Annotated in this window: 22 protein-coding genes; 13 read left to right on the top strand and 9 right to left on the bottom strand. The window is 72.3% G+C overall.

The genetic code is table 11. The features are described from left to right. Positions 1-95 precede the first annotated feature (95 nt). Positions 96-1052, bottom strand: a complete 957-nt coding sequence (locus ORG17_RS18330) for an AraC family transcriptional regulator (RefSeq protein ID WP_214527769.1) — start codon at positions 1050-1052, stop codon at positions 96-98. Between the two features lie 106 nt (positions 1053-1158). Between ORG17_RS18330 and ORG17_RS07735 the strand changes: the two genes are divergently transcribed. Continuing rightward, a complete protein-coding gene (locus ORG17_RS07735) occupies positions 1159-1488 on the top strand; it encodes a hypothetical protein (protein WP_214527770.1) in 330 nt (109 codons plus the stop codon). Between the two features lie 22 nt (positions 1489-1510). Here the strand turns inward: ORG17_RS07735 and ORG17_RS07730 are convergent, their stop codons facing one another. Next, positions 1511-1825, bottom strand: coding sequence for a hypothetical protein (locus tag ORG17_RS07730; RefSeq protein ID WP_071244494.1), 315 nt, complete (start codon positions 1823-1825; stop codon positions 1511-1513). Positions 1826-2014: 189 nt separating this feature from the next. On the opposite strand from ORG17_RS07730, the gene ORG17_RS07725 reads away from it, so the two are divergent. Both ORG17_RS07725 and ORG17_RS07720 read left to right on the top strand, forming a co-directional pair. Next, a complete protein-coding gene (locus tag ORG17_RS07725; RefSeq protein WP_111057716.1) occupies positions 2015-2848 on the top strand; it encodes an SDR family oxidoreductase in 834 nt (277 codons plus the stop codon). 137 nt (positions 2849-2985) lie between these two features. After that, on the top strand, positions 2986-3483 hold the full coding sequence (locus ORG17_RS07720) for a hypothetical protein (RefSeq protein WP_027465412.1): 498 nt from the start codon (positions 2986-2988) through the stop codon (positions 3481-3483). A gap of 25 nt (positions 3484-3508) precedes the next feature. Here the strand turns inward: ORG17_RS07720 and ORG17_RS07715 are convergent, their stop codons facing one another. Continuing rightward, the gene (locus ORG17_RS07715; protein WP_214527771.1) at positions 3509-3850 is read right to left on the bottom strand and encodes a hypothetical protein; all 342 of its coding nucleotides are present in this window, start codon (positions 3848-3850) and stop codon (positions 3509-3511) included. A gap of 504 nt (positions 3851-4354) precedes the next feature. Between ORG17_RS07715 and ORG17_RS07710 the strand changes: the two genes are divergently transcribed. Beyond that, positions 4355-5512, top strand: coding sequence for a glycosyltransferase family 4 protein (locus tag ORG17_RS07710; RefSeq protein WP_214527772.1), 1158 nt, complete (start codon positions 4355-4357; stop codon positions 5510-5512). Between the two features lie 165 nt (positions 5513-5677). Here the strand turns inward: ORG17_RS07710 and ORG17_RS07705 are convergent, their stop codons facing one another. Beyond that, positions 5678-6346 carry an arsenate reductase/protein-tyrosine-phosphatase family protein gene (locus ORG17_RS07705; RefSeq protein WP_214527773.1) on the bottom strand — a complete coding sequence of 223 codons (669 nt, stop codon included), beginning with the start codon at positions 6344-6346 and terminating at the stop codon, positions 5678-5680. A 45-nt stretch (positions 6347-6391) separates the two neighbouring features. Between ORG17_RS07705 and chrA the strand changes: the two genes are divergently transcribed. Continuing rightward, a complete protein-coding gene (gene chrA, locus ORG17_RS07700; RefSeq protein WP_214527774.1) occupies positions 6392-7606 on the top strand; it encodes a chromate efflux transporter in 1215 nt (404 codons plus the stop codon). Between the two features lie 14 nt (positions 7607-7620). Next, a complete protein-coding gene (locus ORG17_RS07695; protein ID WP_214527775.1) occupies positions 7621-8013 on the top strand; it encodes an arsenate reductase ArsC in 393 nt (130 codons plus the stop codon). Here the strand turns inward: ORG17_RS07695 and ORG17_RS07690 are convergent. Then, positions 7991-8803 (bottom strand): alpha/beta hydrolase, encoded by an 813-nt coding sequence (locus tag ORG17_RS07690; RefSeq protein WP_214527776.1) that lies wholly within the window; start codon positions 8801-8803, stop codon positions 7991-7993. The genes ORG17_RS07695 and ORG17_RS07690 overlap by 23 nt on opposite strands. 2 nt (positions 8804-8805) lie before the next feature. Next, complete coding sequence (locus ORG17_RS07685) at positions 8806-9333, bottom strand: phenolic acid decarboxylase (protein WP_017885669.1); 528 nt, start codon at positions 9331-9333, stop codon at positions 8806-8808. Between the two features lie 63 nt (positions 9334-9396). On the opposite strand from ORG17_RS07685, the gene ORG17_RS07680 reads away from it, so the two are divergent. Further along, entirely contained in the window at positions 9397-9867 is a 471-nt protein-coding gene (locus tag ORG17_RS07680; protein WP_017885670.1) for a MarR family winged helix-turn-helix transcriptional regulator, read from the top strand. Between the two features lie 240 nt (positions 9868-10107). Continuing rightward, a complete protein-coding gene (locus ORG17_RS07675; protein ID WP_214527777.1) occupies positions 10108-11061 on the top strand; it encodes a nuclear transport factor 2 family protein in 954 nt (317 codons plus the stop codon). A gap of 25 nt (positions 11062-11086) precedes the next feature. Here ORG17_RS07675 and ORG17_RS07670 read toward each other — a convergent pair whose 3' ends face one another. The 3 genes from ORG17_RS07670 to ORG17_RS07660 all read right to left on the bottom strand — a co-directional run bounded on the left by ORG17_RS07670 (position 11087) and on the right by ORG17_RS07660 (position 12930). Then, the gene (locus ORG17_RS07670) at positions 11087-11662 is read right to left on the bottom strand and encodes a GrpB family protein (protein ID WP_214527778.1); all 576 of its coding nucleotides are present in this window, start codon (positions 11660-11662) and stop codon (positions 11087-11089) included. 69 nt (positions 11663-11731) lie between these two features. Next, positions 11732-12004: a hypothetical protein gene (locus ORG17_RS07665; RefSeq protein ID WP_250892543.1), complete on the bottom strand. Its 273-nt coding sequence runs from the start codon at positions 12002-12004 to the stop codon at positions 11732-11734. Then, positions 11941-12930, bottom strand: coding sequence for an MFS transporter (locus ORG17_RS07660; RefSeq protein ID WP_301565236.1), 990 nt, complete (start codon positions 12928-12930; stop codon positions 11941-11943). Before ORG17_RS07660 ends, ORG17_RS07665 begins: the two co-directional genes overlap by 64 nt. Positions 12931-13054: 124 nt before the next feature. Between ORG17_RS07660 and ORG17_RS07655 the strand changes: the two genes are divergently transcribed. The 5 genes from ORG17_RS07655 to arr all read left to right on the top strand — a co-directional run bounded on the left by ORG17_RS07655 (position 13055) and on the right by arr (position 16216). Next, positions 13055-13897, top strand: coding sequence for an SDR family NAD(P)-dependent oxidoreductase (locus ORG17_RS07655; protein WP_250892544.1), 843 nt, complete (start codon positions 13055-13057; stop codon positions 13895-13897). Between the two features lie 73 nt (positions 13898-13970). Next, positions 13971-14819, top strand: a complete 849-nt coding sequence (locus tag ORG17_RS07650) for an alpha/beta fold hydrolase (protein WP_214527780.1) — start codon at positions 13971-13973, stop codon at positions 14817-14819. Continuing rightward, positions 14812-15384, top strand: coding sequence for a TetR/AcrR family transcriptional regulator (locus ORG17_RS07645; RefSeq protein ID WP_214527781.1), 573 nt, complete (start codon positions 14812-14814; stop codon positions 15382-15384). Before ORG17_RS07650 ends, ORG17_RS07645 begins: the two co-directional genes overlap by 8 nt. Beyond that, the gene (locus tag ORG17_RS07640; RefSeq protein ID WP_214527782.1) at positions 15381-15773 is read left to right on the top strand and encodes a hypothetical protein; all 393 of its coding nucleotides are present in this window, start codon (positions 15381-15383) and stop codon (positions 15771-15773) included. Before ORG17_RS07645 ends, ORG17_RS07640 begins: the two co-directional genes overlap by 4 nt. 20 nt (positions 15774-15793) lie before the next feature. Beyond that, the gene (gene arr, locus ORG17_RS07635; RefSeq protein WP_214527783.1) at positions 15794-16216 is read left to right on the top strand and encodes an NAD(+)--rifampin ADP-ribosyltransferase; all 423 of its coding nucleotides are present in this window, start codon (positions 15794-15796) and stop codon (positions 16214-16216) included. The last annotated feature ends 5 nt before the right edge of the window (positions 16217-16221 follow it).

The following is a 16221-nucleotide window of genomic DNA, read 5'->3' as shown; positions in this document are numbered from 1 at the left end:
GTGTCCGTGCAGCGCAAACGTAGGGCGACGATCGTCGGCGATCGGCCGGACGGCGGGCGGTTGCGGGATTCTTGCGGGCCCGCGCGGCAGCTCGTCTACGCGCGGGCGCCGTCGCGCGCGGTGGACGCCGTCTGCCGGGGCAGCTCGCCGAACTCCTCGCGGTAGCTCCCCGCGAACCGGCCGAGGTGGGCGAACCCGGTGGCCCGGGCGATCTCGGCGATGCTCCGCCCGTCGCCCGACTCGAGCTGTTCGCGGGCGAGCAGCAGCCGGATGCGGCGCAGGTACATGGTCGGGGTGATGCCGTGGTGCCGCTGGAACGCCGCCTGCACGCCGCGCACGCTCAGGCCGGCGGCCTCGGCGACGTCGTCGACGGTGATCGGCTCGGTGGCGTGCTCGAGCAGGAAGGTCTCGGCACGGGCGAAGCGGGCGGTGGAGGCCATCGCCGGCTCGTGCTGCCCGACCGGCCAGTGCGGGATCGCGGTGAGCAGACCACCGGCGGCGAACCGGGCGAGCTCCCGCTCGCGTTCGATCGGCACGGCGTCCGGTCCGGCCAGCACCTCTTGCGCGACGGACCGCACCATGAGCCACCAGGCAGCGAGCGGCGCGCCCTCGGGGACGTGCCGCGGACGGAACTCGATGGGACCGGGTGCCCAGTCGCCGCGCTCGGCCGCGACCTGCTCGACGATCGAACGGTCGATGCGCAGGACGTCCTTGTTGCAGGCGATCCAGCGGAAGCGCTGGGGCCCCTGACGGAAGAGCGTCGGGCGGCCGATCTTCACGGTGTTCTCGTCGAGCTGGGCGACCCCGGACTTCATCCAGAAGATCATCATCGCGTCGCCCGGCTCGATCGTGCCGCTCAGGACCCCGGTGCACCGGGTCGACTCGAGCGACAGCAGTGCCGTGCCGCGCACGCGCTCCTCGAACACGAACTCGGCGTCCGTCGGTTCGACCGACAGCCCGTGGGTGATGTGCGTCCGGGCCATCGCCTCGGCCGCGACCGACGGCTCGGCGGTCTGGATCTCCCGCTGCAGGCGGTGCATGGTCTCGGGCACGTAATGATCCTGACGACAAGTCGGCGTCGGCGCAACGAGCGACGCGCCGTGTTCCTGTACGACGGCCAGCCGACGGCCTGTTGGCTGTGCAGATGGAGGCCCGGACATGAAGCAGATCCAGTACGACCGCTCGACGATCCTGACGAGCGACGACGTGGCCGACGCCGTGATCGAGTACGCCGCAGCACTGGCCGGCGGCAACCGGGCGGACACCGTCGCGATCCCCGCCGTGGCCGCCGACGGCACCATGACGACGACCAAGGTGCTCATCGGTCCGTCGAGCCAGCTCGTCGTCGAGGACGCCGAAGAGGACGAGCTCGAGCGCGAGGACACCGTGTTCGTGGCACGGCTGCGCGCCGCCGCGCTGGCGTTCGAGCACGACGAGGTGATCCACGCGGACACCCGGTCGGACCTGACCGAGGGGCCAGTGGCGTAGGGAGCGCCTGCGGAGCGTCCGCTCAGCGCCCGAAGTCCGGCGGCGACGCGTTGGTGTCGACGGCGAGCACGGCCTCGGTGCGCCGACCGAGCTCGAGCAGGAACGCCTCGCCCTCGGGTTCGAGGTCGTCGTCCGGAGCCGGCTCGAGGGCGACCGGGATCGCCGGGGCCAGGAGCACCTCGATCGTGCTCGCCACCCCGAAGTCGTCGGCCGTCGGGATCGACACGACGTCGCTCAGCCGACTCTGGTGCAGTGCTGCGGCGTACCGGATCACCGCATCGGCGATCGTGTCGCTCGTCAGGACACGGACGGTACCCGCGTAGTTCACGTACTTCAACGTTGCTCCCTGGTGAAGAGGAGCATCCGTCGCGGTGACGGTTCCCTGATCCGCTGCCACGGTAGGCCGCCGTCGTGCCGGGTACACATCTTCGAGCGCGGAACGGGGTACGCCGTGACCCTGGACGGGCGTTCAGTGGCGCCCGCCCAGCATCGGGGACGTCCAGGGAAACCGAGCACAGGGAGAGACATGACCGAGCAGCAGCAGCCCCCGGGGAGCGACCAGGAGCTCACGCCGAAGGCCGACCACGGCGAGGAGTCGTACCGCGGCTCCGGCAAGCTCACCGGCAAGCGTGCCGTCATCACCGGCGGGGACAGCGGCATCGGGAAGGCCGTCGCGATCGCCTTCGCGCGCGAGGGTGCTGACGTCCTCATCAGCTACCTGCCGGAGGAAGAGGACGACGCCCAGGACACGAAGCGCTGGATCGAGGAAGCCGGTCGGAAGGCCGTGCTGTTCCCGGGCGACGTGAGCGACCCCGCGTACTGCCGATCGGTCATCGACCAGGCGGTCTCGGAGCTCGGCGGGCTCGACGTCCTCGTGAACAACGCCGCATACCAGATGACCCACGAGACGATCGAGGAGATCAGCGACGAGGAGTGGGACCACACCCTCGCGACGAACCTCAGCGCCTACTTCCACCTCGTCAAGGCCGCGCTGCCGCACCTCGGCCCGGGGTCGTCGATCATCGGCTCGAGCTCGGTGAACTCCGACAACCCGAAGCCGAACCTGGCGCCCTACGACGTCACCAAGGCCGGCGTCGCGAACCTGTCCGCCGCGCTCGCGCAGCTGCTCGGCGATCGCGGCATCCGCGTGAACAGCGTCGCACCCGGTCCGATCTGGACGCCGCTGATCCCGTCGACGATGCCGCCGGAGCAGGTCGAGCAGTTCGGCAAGCAGTCGCCGCTCGGCCGTCCCGGCCAGCCGGCCGAGCTCGCACCCGTCTACGTGCTGCTCGCCAGCGACGACGGCAGCTACGTCTCGGGCGCGCGGGTCGCCGTCACCGGCGGCACCCCGATCCTGTGACGGGACGCCGGTCCGGCAACGGGACCAGGTGACGGACGGGAAGCCCGGGGCACGACGTGCGCCGGGCCTCCCGTCCGTCGTCGGGGGACGCTCCTGGCTGGGTCGCCGCTCACCACGCTCGGCCTACGTTCAGGGCCATGTCCACGCGAGCGAAGACCGTCACGGCGCTGTTCGGCGCCGCCACCGTAGCCCTCCTGCTCACCGCCTGCGACCCCGGCGGAGCGCAGAACATCAACCCCGTCGGCAAGGTCCCCGGTTCCGAGGAGAAGTCCCAATCGGCCCAGTGCGACGTGGCCGCCAGCGCCGCCGTCGACATGATCGACAAGGCCGTCGGGTCGCACGACACGACCGAGTTCGCGAACATCCAGAAGGGTGACGGCGGCTGGTACCTCGGTGCCGCGATCGTCCCGGCGGACAGCAACGACTCGAACGACGACGAGGTCACCATCTGGGCGACCACCGCCGACCCGACGGCCGACGACTTCGACGGCCCGCTGTACGCCGTGAACGACGTCGCCAAGCAGGCGGTCGCCGACGAGACCACCACCACCTCGGACGCGCCGACGCCGTTCGCCGACGACTCGAAGGCCGCCCAGCAGGTCGAGAGCTGTGTCGTCGAGGCGTCCGACCGCTAGTCGTCGGACACCGTGCGGTGGCCGATCAGTCCTTCGGCTGGTCGGCCACGTCCACGTCCACGTGGTAGTCATCGCCGCCGTCGGTGCTGATCGTCGACACCGAGTCGTAGACCACGTCGTAGCCCGCCGTGTTCACGTCGCAGTGCACCTCTGCGCCGTCCTCGATCGCGATGTCGTCCGCACCGCAGTCGACCTCGGGCGTCGCATCCGAGACGTCGGCCAACGCGTCGACGACGACGCGTTCGAAGGCGTCCGGTGTGACGGTCCGTGACGCCGACGACGATGCCGTGCACCCGCTGAGCGTCACCGCCAGGGCGATCGTCGCGATGAGCGTCGTGAGTGCGGTGATGGCGCGCTGGTGCTGCATGGTGTCCCCCGTGGTCCCCTGGCCGCTGCTCGCCCCGAGATCGGGGACCGGCGGTTCCTCGACGATAGCGGGAAGGTGCGAGGACGTCTGCCACGAGTTCGGGTCAGGAGCAGACGTCCTCGCGCTACGACGCCGTCGGGTTCGACGCGGTGGTCATGACGAGGCCAGCCCGGGAACAGGGTGTCGGGCACCCGCCGGTAGGGTCCGGCGGGGTAGCTTCCCGAGACTGTACGACGACCACGGCTCAGACGTGTACGGAATCCGCCGGAACCGGACAGTCTCGTCCGTCCGCCGCCTTCGCCCGGGCTGGGCGTCCGCCCGGGGAGTCGTGAAGGCCCGCTCAGCAGCAAGGCGGTTCACTAGACGATCGTCTTCTGAACGCCTACGGTTCCCAGCACCCGTCCCGCTCCCGAACCGTGAGAGACCGCATGCGCAGCCCCCGCAAGACCACCGTGCTCGAGACCGGCCGCTGACGTGGCAGCGGCGAAGGCGACCGTCCTGCTCGTGAGCGACTTCCCCCTGTCGGCGATGCGTGGTGAGCGCGCCGCGCTGGTCGAGCAGGCGAAGGCCTTCGCCGAGTCCGGTCACGTCGTCTGGGTGGCGACGCCGCGGTCGAGCGAGACCGCGGAGCTGCGGAGGCACGGCGTCCGCCTGTTCGAGGTCGAACCGTCGATCAGCGCCCCGGAGAGCGACCTGCCGGTGGTCCGCAACTCGGTCAGTGTCCGCCGGTGCCTCGGCACGCTGATGCTCGAGGAACGGATCGACCTCGTCGTCACCCACTCGGACTTCGGCCTCGCCGCGGCGGCGCTGACCACGGCGCGCTCCCTCGAGCTGCCGACGATCCACACCGTGCACGGTTCGGCGCCGGTCCGGGGCCGGACCGCGGCGGCGATGGCGCCCCTCGCACGGCACGCGCACCGTGTGGTGACCGGCATCCGGCCCACACGGCACCGCTTCACCGGGCACCCCATGGACGACGCGCGCCGCAACATGGCCGTGGCCGTCTGCGGGGCGGCCGACGTCGTCGTCACCCCGACGACACGACAGGCACGTGCGCTGCGCGAGGCCGGCGTCGGCCCGGTCCACGTCGTGCCCAACGCCCTCGGCCGCCGGCCGGTCGAACCGCCGCCGGCGCCGGAACTCGGCCCGCTCCGGCTCGTCTGGGCGTCGCGGTTCACGCCGGACAAGCGCCTCGACGTCCTCCTCAACGCGATCCGGCTGGTGGAGATCCGACTCGGGGCACACGCGGTGCGGGTCGACGTCGCCGGCGGGACCGTCCCCCCGACCCGCACGCCGGTGTCGGTCCGTGTCCACGGCCGCCTGTCGTCGCAGGCTGTACACGACCTGCTGCTCTGCGGGCACGCGGCGGTGGTCTGCTCGCTCGAGCACGACGGCCAGCCGATGACCGCACTCGAGGCGTTCCGGGACCACCGTCCGGTCATCGTGTCCGACATCCGCCTGGCGAGCGAGTTCGGCTCCGCCGCCGTCCTGACCGACGACGAGACCGCGTTCGGGCTCGCCACGACGATCATCGAGCTGGCCTCGGACCGGACGCTGCTGCGGCCGCACACCGCCGCCGCGATCGAGCACGCACGGCTGGCGACGCCGGAACGGCACACCGATCAGGTCCTCCGGCTGGTCGCCGGCAGCTGCCGGCCCTGAGTGACGGCTCCCCCGCGAGCGCGCGCCGCCCTGGGCGCACCACGCGACGGACGGGAGGCACGGTGCGGGCCCGCCCCGTGCCTCCAGTCCGCAGGCGGTCGAGCAAGGAGAACGCCCCGATGAGGAGGGGGGATCTCATCGGGACGTTCCGTTCGTGGGGCCGCGTCAGGCGGCGAGGCGCGCAGCGAGCGCGGTGGCGCGGGACCGGAGGTCCGCGAAGGTGGCCTCGTACGCGTCCGGCGTACCGACGCGCGAGGGGTTCGGCAGCGACCAGTGCAGGCTGTCGCCGTCGTCGATCGACTCGTGCGCACGGTCGCAGACCGTGACGACCAGGTCGCCGTCGGCGACGAGGTCGCGGAAGGCACGCGGGACGTGGCGGCCGAGGTCCAGGCCGTGGCGTTCCCCGACGGCGACCGCCCCGGGGGCGATGGCGGCCGCGGGACGCGTCCCGCCCGACAGCGAGCCGATCTCGCTGACCTGCGCCCAGACGCCCGCGGCCAGCGGGGAGCGCGCGGAGTTGCCGGTGCAGACGAACAGCACGCGGGACACCGGGCCGGGCACCGCTGCCGAACCGTGCGGGACACCGCTCGGCTCGAGGTGCAGGTAGCTGCGTCGCCCGTCGCCGTCGGAACGGCGTCGCGTGACCAGAGCGGCCTGCTCGAGGACGCGCAGGTGGTGCGCCAGGAGCGGCCCGGAGATCCCGAGGGCGGCCCGCACCTCGCTCGGGCTGGCGTCGGACGCGGCGAGCAGGTCGACGATCGCCAGGCGGGCGACGTCGCCGAGGGCCGCGTGCTGCGCCGCACGCTGCTCGAGGTCCTGCCGCCGAGTGTTCATCGGTTCAATGTTGACTGAACCATCTGCCGTCGTCAAGATGAGCGGGTGACGACGAACCCCGAGCCCCTGCGGTCGTCCGCGGGATCGGTGTTCCTGGTGTTCCTGCGGCTCGGGCTGACCTCGTTCGGCGGGCCGGTCGCACACCTCGGGTACTTCCGCGAGGCCTTCGTGGTGCGTCGCCGCTGGCTGCGGGACGACGCCTACGCCGACCTCGTCGCACTGTGCCAGTTCCTGCCCGGACCGGCGTCGAGCCAGGTCGGGATGGCACTCGGGCTGCAGCGCGCCGGACTGCTCGGACTCCTCGCCGCGTGGTGCGGCTTCACCCTGCCGTCCGCGGTGCTGCTCGTCGCGTTCGCCCTGCTCGTGTCCGGCACGCCCGACCTGGCCGGCGCCGGGTGGCTGCTCGGGCTGCAGGCGGCCGCTGCCGCGGTGGTGGCGCAGGCGGTGCTCGGCATGGCGCGCACACTCACACCGGACCGCCGTCGGGCGACCATCGCGGCCGCCGCCGCGATCGTGGTGCTGCTCGTCCCCGGCCCGGGGCCGCAGGTCGCGGTCATGGCCGCGTGCGGCGTGGTCGGCGTGCTGTGGCTCGGTCGGGTGGTCGGACCGGTCGAACCGGTCGAGGAGGTCGCAGGCACCGAGGTCGCCGTGCGGCTCCCCCGCTGGGTCGCCGTGTCGGCGCTCGTCGCGTTCGCCGCCCTGCTCGTCGCGGCACCCGTCGCTGCGAGCGGCACCGGGGCCGTGCGCCTGTTCGGGGTCTTCGCGCAGGCGGGCTCGCTCGTCTTCGGCGGCGGCCACGTCGTCCTGCCGTTGCTCGAGTCGCAGACCGTGGCCACCCACCTGGTCGACCACGCGGACTTCCTGGCCGGGTACGGCGCCGCACAGGCGGTGCCCGGGCCGCTGTTCACCTTCGCCGCCTACCTCGGCGCCGTCGCCGACGGGAGTCCGAGCGGGCTCGTCGGCGCCGCGGTGGCACTCGTCGCGATCTTCCTGCCGGCGGCACTCCTGGTCGTCGGCGCACTGCCGTTCTGGCACGTGCTCCGCGCCCTGCCGTGGGCTCGGCGCGTGCTGGCCGGTGTGAACGCGGGCGTCGTCGGGCTCCTCGCCGCGGCGCTCTGGGACCCGGTCATCACCGAGGGGGTCCGCTCGGCACCCGCACTGGCGCTCGCCGTGGCTGCCTTCATCGCCCTCACCCGCTGGTCCGCTCCCCCGTGGGCGGTCGTCCTCGGAGCCGGCCTGCTCGGCGCCGTCGTCCTCTGATCGGAGCACCCCGCATGCCCACCGTCCTGTTCGTCTGCGTCCACAACGCCGGTCGTTCCCAGATGGCCGCCGGCTTCCTGCAGCACCTGGCCGCTGGCCGCGTCGACGTCCGGAGCGCCGGCTCCGAACCGGCCGAGCAGCTCAACCCCGTGGTCGTCGCGGCGATGCTCGAGGAGGGCATCGACATCCGGAGCGAGCAGCCGGCCCTGCTCAGCACCGATGCCGTCCGCGCTGCCGACGTCGTCATCACCATGGGGTGCGGGGACGCCTGCCCGGTGTTCCCGGGCAAACACTACGAGGACTGGGAGCTGACCGACCCCGCGGGGCTCGACCTCGACGCCGTCCGGCCGATCCGCGACGACGTTCGCGCGCGGGTGCAGGACCTCATCGCCCGGACCGCTCCCTGACGCGGTCGAGCAGGCGGTCGACGAGCTGCTCGCGCCACGGGACCGACGACCAGACGTGGTCCGCACCCTCGACCGCGGTGAACGTCGCCCCGCTGAGCAGTTCGCCGTAGCGCCGGCCGTACTCGACCGGGACGATCTCGTCGGCGGTGCCGTGCAGCACGTCGACCGGCCCGTCGTACCCGCGGGCCTGGGCGTAGACGTCGAGTCCGTCCCGGACCTCGTCGACGAACCCGCGCCCGAGGGCGGTCCCACCGAAGTCGAACCAGCCGCGGTCACGGACGGGTGCGAGCGGCTGCCCCTGGATGGCGTCGTGCACGGCGATGTCGTCGACCACGACCCCGGCCGGTGACCACAGGGTCAGGCTCCGCACCAGGTCGGGGACCCGGGCCGCCGCCATCGCCGACTCGACGGCGCCCAGGCTGTGGGCGACGACGTCGATCGGTGCCCCCTGGTCGGCCGAGAACGCCCGGATCATCGTGACGACCTGCTCGACCTCGTCGCCGATCGAGATGTCCGCGAACCGTCCGTCGCTCGTGCCGTGCCCGAGACGGTCGTAGGAGCGGACCGTCAGACCGGTGTCGGTCAGGACGGTCGCGGCCTGCACGAAGAGCTGGCGCGGGCCGATCGACGAGTCACCGAACCCGTGCACGAACAGCACCGCGCCGCCGGCAGCCGCGGGCGCCGATGCCGACGCCGACGCCGGGCGGTACTCCCACCCCCGGAGCGCCCCGCCCCGGTGCTCGAGCCGGATGCTCGTCAGGGCACGCTCCAGCGGACGTTCCGCGGTCATGCTCAGTTGCTCCGGTCGGCGAACCCGGCCGGCAGGTCGGCGGGCGCAGTGTCGACGACGGTCTCGTCGTCCTGGCCGACGAACTCGAACAGGGTGATGTGGGCGAACTCGGGGACGACGTAGATCGGGTAGGTGGGGCCGGCGTCGCGGTACTCGCGCATCCGGTCCAGGTGGTCGTTCTGGAACAGCACGGTCTTGCTGCCGTCCTCCTCGACCCAGTGCGGGAAGAAGATCGTGCCGTGCAGCACGCGCTCCCCCGGCACCACGGTCACGACGACGCTCGTGCCGGTCGGCTCGTTCCACGACACCTTGTAGACGCCGGCGGTGAGCACAACGAGGTCGACCTGCTGGTCCTTAACCCAGCGCCCGCCGACCATGCCGGAGTGGATGCGGTAGTCGATGGTGGTGGCGTTCTTGACGTACATCTCGTACTGCCAGCCATTGGCGTACGTGTAGATGAACCGGTGTCCGACGATGCCGGAGAGGTCCTGCGACGGGACGGGCTGTGCGACTGAGGTGGTGATCGTCATGCTCTCATCCTGCGCCAAACATAGTTTTGTTGCAAACCTTTTTCGAGAACCTAAGCTGAGGACATGGGCAGCGAGCACGACACCGCAGGACTCCGGGACATCGCCCGGCGACTCAGCGACCAGGTCGGCCCGTTCCGCCGCACCCTGCTGAACGCATCACGCCGTGACGGTGCGCTGCCGGAGCTGCCCGATGCCCAGATCGAGGTCCTGCGACGACTCGACGAGGCCGGATGGCTCACGCCGACGGCGCTCGGCCGGTCCCTCGGCCTCGCCCGCTCCACGGTCAGCAACCTCGTGACCGCGATGGAACGCGGCGGGCTCGTCCACCGGCGGCTCGCCACCGGCGACGGCCGCAGCACCGAGATCGCCCTGACCGAGCTCGCGTCCGAGCGGCTCCGGGTCTACGACGCCTCGGCCGAGCACGTCCTGGTCGGCGCGCTCGAACGCCTGGGCCCGGACGGGGTCGACGCGCTGCGCGCCGCGCTGCCCGTACTCGCCGAGCTCCGTCTGGCCATCGACGAGCCCGGAGCGTAGGGATCGGCTGACAGTGCGCGTGAGCCGTCGCACAGGTCCGGGCCGTCGATCACCAGCGGGAGCGGGTCACCCTGGCAGCGCGTGCACAGGCCACCCTGGAGGCGCGCACCGCGACTGAGAAGCCGGTCACGGTCGCAGCGCGTGGCGGCTCCACGGCGCGCGTCGGCTTCCAGGGTCCGGTTCCATCGTTCTGCCGTGCAGACGACATCACTTCTCCCCATCATCGCCAAGGCGTGTGCGGTGGCAGCTCCGGTCGCCATCGCCGTGTCGCTCGTGGCCGGTCCGGCCGTGGCGGCACCCCTCCACACCTCCACCTCCGACACCACCGCGACCGCCGCACGCCACAGGGTGGCCCCTGCTGCGCGGACCACCTCGGGCGGCACGGCGGTGTCTCGGCTCGACCGTCGTGCCGAGCAGCGCAACGAGGCCACGGTCCGGCACCTGTTCCGGTGCGCGTTCCGGTCCCCCGGGTCCGCGCAGGCCCGTGCGGCTGCCCGGACCGCCGTCGCGACCGGTGCCGTCGCCCACGGTGCGACGAGCGCCTCGGGTCCGTCCGCGTTGCTCGCCGAGTTCACCGCGGACCGCTCCCGGGTACCCGGCGCCCACGCCGTGATCAAGCACGTCGCCGGGGACGCGGACCTGGTCGCGGTGCACTGGCAGATCACCGCGAAGCCGACGGACGAACGCACCGGTGACGCCGCCGTCGACCTGTTCCGCATGCGCGACGGACGCATCAGCGAGTGGTGGGCACTCCGCCAGACGGTGCCGACGGGGACCCCGGCCAGCGGCAACACGAACAGCATGTTCAGCGACCTGTACCCGGCCGCGAAGCGTGACCGTCACCTGACCGAACAGCAGGAGGAGCACAACCGGGTGCTCGCCGTGACCGCGTACGACCGACTGTTCCGCGACCACGACGTGTCCGTGCTGGACGAGGAGTTCGACCCGGCGTACCTGCAGCACAACTCGGTCGCGGCGAACGGCACGGCCGCGCTCAAGCAGTTCTTCGCCGGCAGCGCCGCGCAGAGCCTGCCGAAGCAGGAGTCCGTCATCTCGCTTGCCGACGGCGACCTGGTGTGGACGTTCTCGAAGCCGGTCGGGGCGAAGGCCGACGCACCGTTCGGCGCGGCCGACCTGTTCCGGGTCGACGGCAACCTGATCCGCGAGCACTGGGACGTCGTCCCGCGGAACTGAGACTCGGCCGACGGAGCCGCGCGTCTCAGGACGCGCGGCTCCGTCGCGCCCGCTCCTTGATCGCGGTGATCACGGCAGTCTTCGCGTCGGCGTAGGCGTTCATGTCGTCCCAGCTCCGCTCGAGCAGCTCCCGCTTCGTCCGTTCGTACAGCGCCCGGTCACCGGCGTCGGCGCGCAGGTGGTCTCGGAGGAGCAGGTACTCGTCGACCGCCGCCGCGCCCCGCTCGTAGACGTGCACGTGGACGTCACGGGCCGGCGTCCGGACCAGGCGGTGGCCGGGCTCGCGGACACGGAGCTCGTACCCGATCGCGAGGAGCTGGTCGAGGTAGGTGGCCTCGGCGGTGACGTCCGGGACGGCGACCACGATGTCGACGATCGGTTTCGCGGCCAGGCCGGGGACGGCCGTGGAGCCGATGTGCTCGACGACCGGAGCGTCCGTGCCGGAGCCGGGGAGGGCCTCCAGGATGTGTCGCCGGTGGTCCGCGAAGACCGCAGCCCACCCGCTGTCGGCGGGGTGCAGGGGCACGGTGACCGGTTCCGGGCCGCCGATGATCTCGACGGTCGTGACGTCCGGGCGGGGGTGGACTTCGTCGTGGTGCACCCGGACATGATCGCAGCCGGCGGTCGCGGTCGCGGTGGCTTTCGCGGTCGCGGTCCGGCCGCGGTCGCGTCAGAGCTTCGCGGGGAACGCCGATCCGCGACCGATGACGGTGAGGAGCGCCGCGACCGCCCCGAACACGATCATCACGACGGCGAGCACCAGCCCGTCGAAGGCCGACAGCAGGGCGGCGCCGAACAGGCCGGCCGCGAAGATCGCGATGTTGAACGCGACCGGCAGGAACGCGCTCGCGACGTCGGAGTCCTCGCCGCCGGCGGTCGTCAGGGCGGCCTGCAGCTGCGTCGACGAACCGCCGAAGCCGATCCCCCACAGGCCCGAGGCCACCAGGACCGCGACCGGTGACGTGTGGCCGACGAGCAGCACCACGCCGGCCAGGACGAACAGGCCGACGCTGCCGTGCAGCAGGGGTCGGGGTGGCGGTCGAGCAGGGCGCCGGTCACGACGACGCCGAGGATCGCGGCGATCCCGTAGACGAGCAGCACCAGCCCGGCGCTCAGGTCGGTGCCGGTCGCCCGCAGGTACGGCGAGATGTACGTGTAGATCGTGTTGTGCGCCACCATCCACGTCGCGATCACGGCGAGGATGACCGCGATGCCGCGGATCCGGAACACCTTCACGACGGACAGCTTCGCGGCGCTCGTCTGCCCCGGGGCATCCGGCACGAACAGCGCGATCAGCGCCAGGACCACCACGCCGACCAGGCTCAGCCCGATGAACGACGACCGCCAGCCCAGGGCGTCGCCGATGAAGGACCCGAGCGGGGTGCCCAGCGCGAACCCCACCGGCGCGCCGGTCGAGACGATCGCGAGCGACACCCCGGCGGAGCGGGCCGGGCTGATCCGCCGGGCGTAGGTGGCGAACATGCCCCAGATCGTCCCCGACATCGCGCCGGCGACGAACCGGGTGACCAGCGCGACCGCGACGTTCGGCGCGAACGCGGTCAGGGTGTTCGCGACGAGCAGCACGGCGATGGCGGCCACGATGAGCGGCTTGCGGCGGAACCCGCGGGTCAGGGCGATCGCCGGGACCGTGGCGATGACCGTGCCCATGGCGTACGCGCTGACGAACAGGCCGACCGTGCCCTCGGTCGTGCCCATCCCGTCGGCGATCGCGGGCAACAGCCCGGCCGGCATCGTCTCCATGGCGACCAGGAGGAACCCGATCGCGGCGAGCAGGGCGAGCGGGAACCAGGGCAGTCGGCCGTCGGTCGCCCGGTCGGTCGTGGGGAGGTCGGAGGTCGTCGTGGTCACGGACCGACGGTAGGGGCATCGTCCCGCAGACAGGGAGGTTCTGCAGGACCCCGTTTCGCCGGAGCCTCACTGGGCGGGTGGTGGTGGGGCTTCGATGGTGGTGTCCACGAACGAAGGGAACACCATGACCGGAACCAGCACCTTCCTCATCACCGGCACGAGCCGCGGGATGGGCACCGACTTCGCCCGGGCTGCCCTCGACGCCGGGCACCGGGTCGTGGCGACCGGACGCGACCCAGAGCGGGTCCGCGCCGTCCTCGGCGACCACGAGCACCTGCTCGCCGTCGCGCTCGACGTGACCGACCCGGAATCGGTCCGGGCCGCCGTCGACGCCGCGACCGACCGGTTCGGCGGCGTCGACGTCCTGGTGAACAACGCCGGGAGCTTCCAGGCCGGGTACTTCGAGGAGATCTCGGCCGTGCAGTTCCGTGCGCAGATGGAGACGAACTTCTTCGGAGCGCTCGCCGTGACGCGCGCCGTGCTCCCGGTCATGCGACGGCAGCGCTCCGGGCACGTCATCAGCATCAGCTCCACCGCGGGCATCGTCGCCGGCGCCGGTGGGAGCGCCTACTCGGCGTCGAAGTTCGCGCTCGAGGGCTGGATGGAGGCCCTGCACGACGAGGTGGCACCCTTCGGCATCCACACCACCGTGGTCGAGCCCGGCTTCTTCCGCACCGACCTGCTGGCCGAGGGCGACTCGACCTTCTGGGGTGACGTCGCGATCGACGACTACGCTCCGCTCTCGGCCGGGTCGAAGGAGTTCTTCCGCGGCATGCGGGGCAACCAGTCCGGCGACCCCGCGAAGCTCGCGCAGGTGCTGCTGACGCTGATCGCGATGCCCGAGCCGCCGCTGCGGTTCGCCGCCGGCACGGACAGCGTGGCGGGGATCGTGCAGAAGGGACAGCAGCTCGTCGAGCAGGCGCAGGCGTTCCCCGAGCTGTCGACGACGCTCGACCTGGATGCGTGACACCTGCCCCTTGCTAACCCCGGCTACGGGTATTAGCCTTTCAGTTACTACCCGTAGCCAAAGGAGCCACGACATGCTCGAACACCTCGACACCGAGGGCGGCACGATCGCCTACGACCTCTCCGGAACAGGCCCGCTCGTGGTCCTCGCCCACGGCATGGGCGACAGCCGACACGCCTACCGTTTCGTCGTGCCGGAGCTCGTCGCGGCCGGCTACCGGGTGGCGAACGTCGACCTCCGCGGCTGCGGCGACTCGAGTACCGGGTGGGCCGGCTACGAGCGCGCCGACATCGCACGCGACCTCGTCGCCGTGGCCCGCCACCTCGGCGGCCCGGCCGTGGTCGTCGGGCAGTCCATCAGCGGCGGTGCGGCGACGATCGCCGCGGCGACCGCCCCGGACCTGGTCGCGGGCATCGTCGAACTGGCGCCGTTCACGCGCAAGCAGTCCGTCGACCTGGGCGGACTGCTGCGCAACCGCCGGCACCGCGCCGGCACCGTCCAGCTCGCGCGGGTCATGACGAGCGGCAGCCTGCCCGGCTGGCTCGCGTACCTCGACATCGCGGTGCCCACCAAGCCCGCCGACTGGGCGACGGAACGCAGCCGGATCGAGACGACCCTGCGGCTGCCGGAACGGATGGCGGTCCTCCGCGCCATGACCCGCACGTCGCCCGCCGACGCCGGCGAGCAGCTGGGTGCCGTCCGGTGCCCCGTGCTGGTCGTCGAGGGCAGTGCCGATCCGGACTGGGCCGAGCCCCGCGCCGAGGGCGAGCGGATCCTCGCCGACCTGCCGGACGGCCTCGGCGAACTCGCCGTGATCGACGGCGCCGGTCACTACCCCCACACCGAGACGCCGGCGGCGCTCCTCGCCCTGCTGCTGCCGTTCCTCGCCCGCACGCTGCCCGTCGCAGGTCCCGTTGCCTAGGGCGGGGCTCGACCCGGCGACCGTCACCGAGGCCGCGGCGACGCTGGCCGACGAGATCGGCCTCGCCCAGCTGAGCATGAGCGTCGTCGCCGATCGCCTCGGGGTGAAGGCACCGTCGCTGTACAAGCACGTCGACGGACTCGGCGACCTCACCCGCAGGATCGCGATCCTCGGCGCGAACGAGCTCGGTGACGCGCTCCGCGACGCCATGCAGGGGCGCAGCGGTCGGAGTGCGCTCGAGGCGGCGGTGCAGACCGTGCGCCGGAGCGTCCAGGAGCACCCGGCGCGGTACCAGGCAGCCGTCAGCGTCCGGCCGACCGGTGCTGATGACCCCCTGGCGGTCGCTCTCGGCCGCACCCTGGCGTCCTTCGCCGCGGCGCTCCGCGACTACCCGCTCGACCCGGACGACGAGATCCACGCGCTCCGGGTGCTCCGCAGCGTCCTGCACGGGTTCGCCACGATCGAGGCGTCCGGTGGGTTCCAGATGGACACGGACGTCGATGCGAGTGCCGCGTGGATGGTCGACTTCCTGGATCGTGGCTTCCGTGCCGCGACGACACGGTGACCGCATCCACGGCGGCGCGCCCGTCGAGGCCCGTCGGGCACGACCCGCTCCGTGGCGGCCTGCGGTTCCTGGCGGAGCTCGTCGCGTGGGTGGGCGTCCCCTGGGCACTGTGGCCCCACTCGCCGGTGCTCGCGATCGCCGCCGTCCTGGTCCTCGTCGTGCCGCCGGCGGTGCTCGGGACCCCTGGTGACCGACCCGGCGGTGACCCGCCGGTCGCGGCACCGGGAGCGGTCACGATCGCGTCGGTCCTCGCGCACCTCGTGGGGGCGGTCGCTGCGGCCTGGTTCCTGTGGCCGACGGCGGTCGCGATCGTCGTCACCGTCCTGTGCGTCGCCGTCGTCGTCTCGGAACAGCCGCGGTGGCGCGCACTGGTCGGACACGGGCGCTGAGTCGTTCGTAGGCTGACGCCATGGCAGCAGCAGACGAGACCGGTCCGTTCTGGCACGGCACCGTGGCGGCCCTGCGACCCGGGGAGTTCCTCTCCCCCGGTTTCCGCTCGAACTACCGCCCCGACGTCGTGATGAACCACGTGTACTTCACGGCGACCCACGACGGAGCCGGGCTCGCGGCCGAACTCGCGGCCGAGCTCGTGCCCGGCGACCGTGAGCCGCGCGTGTACCGTGTCGAGCCGACCGGTCCCTTCGAGGACGACCCGAACGTGACCGACAAGAAGTTCCCCGGCAACCCGACCCGGTCGTACCGCAGTGCCCTCCCGCTCCGCGTGGTCGGCGAGGAGACCGGGTGGACACGGCTCACCCCGGAGGCGTTGCGCCGGTGGCGGGAACGGCTCGTCGCGCTCCCGCCCGAGGAACGCGGCGAGATCGTCAACTGACCGAC

Origin of the sequence: Curtobacterium flaccumfaciens pv. betae (genome assembly GCF_026241855.1) — a bacterium.
Lineage (GTDB): Bacteria > Actinomycetota > Actinomycetes > Actinomycetales > Microbacteriaceae > Curtobacterium > Curtobacterium flaccumfaciens.
Note: the sequence above shows the minus strand (reverse complement) of the source record. Positions and strands in the feature narration are given on the sequence as shown.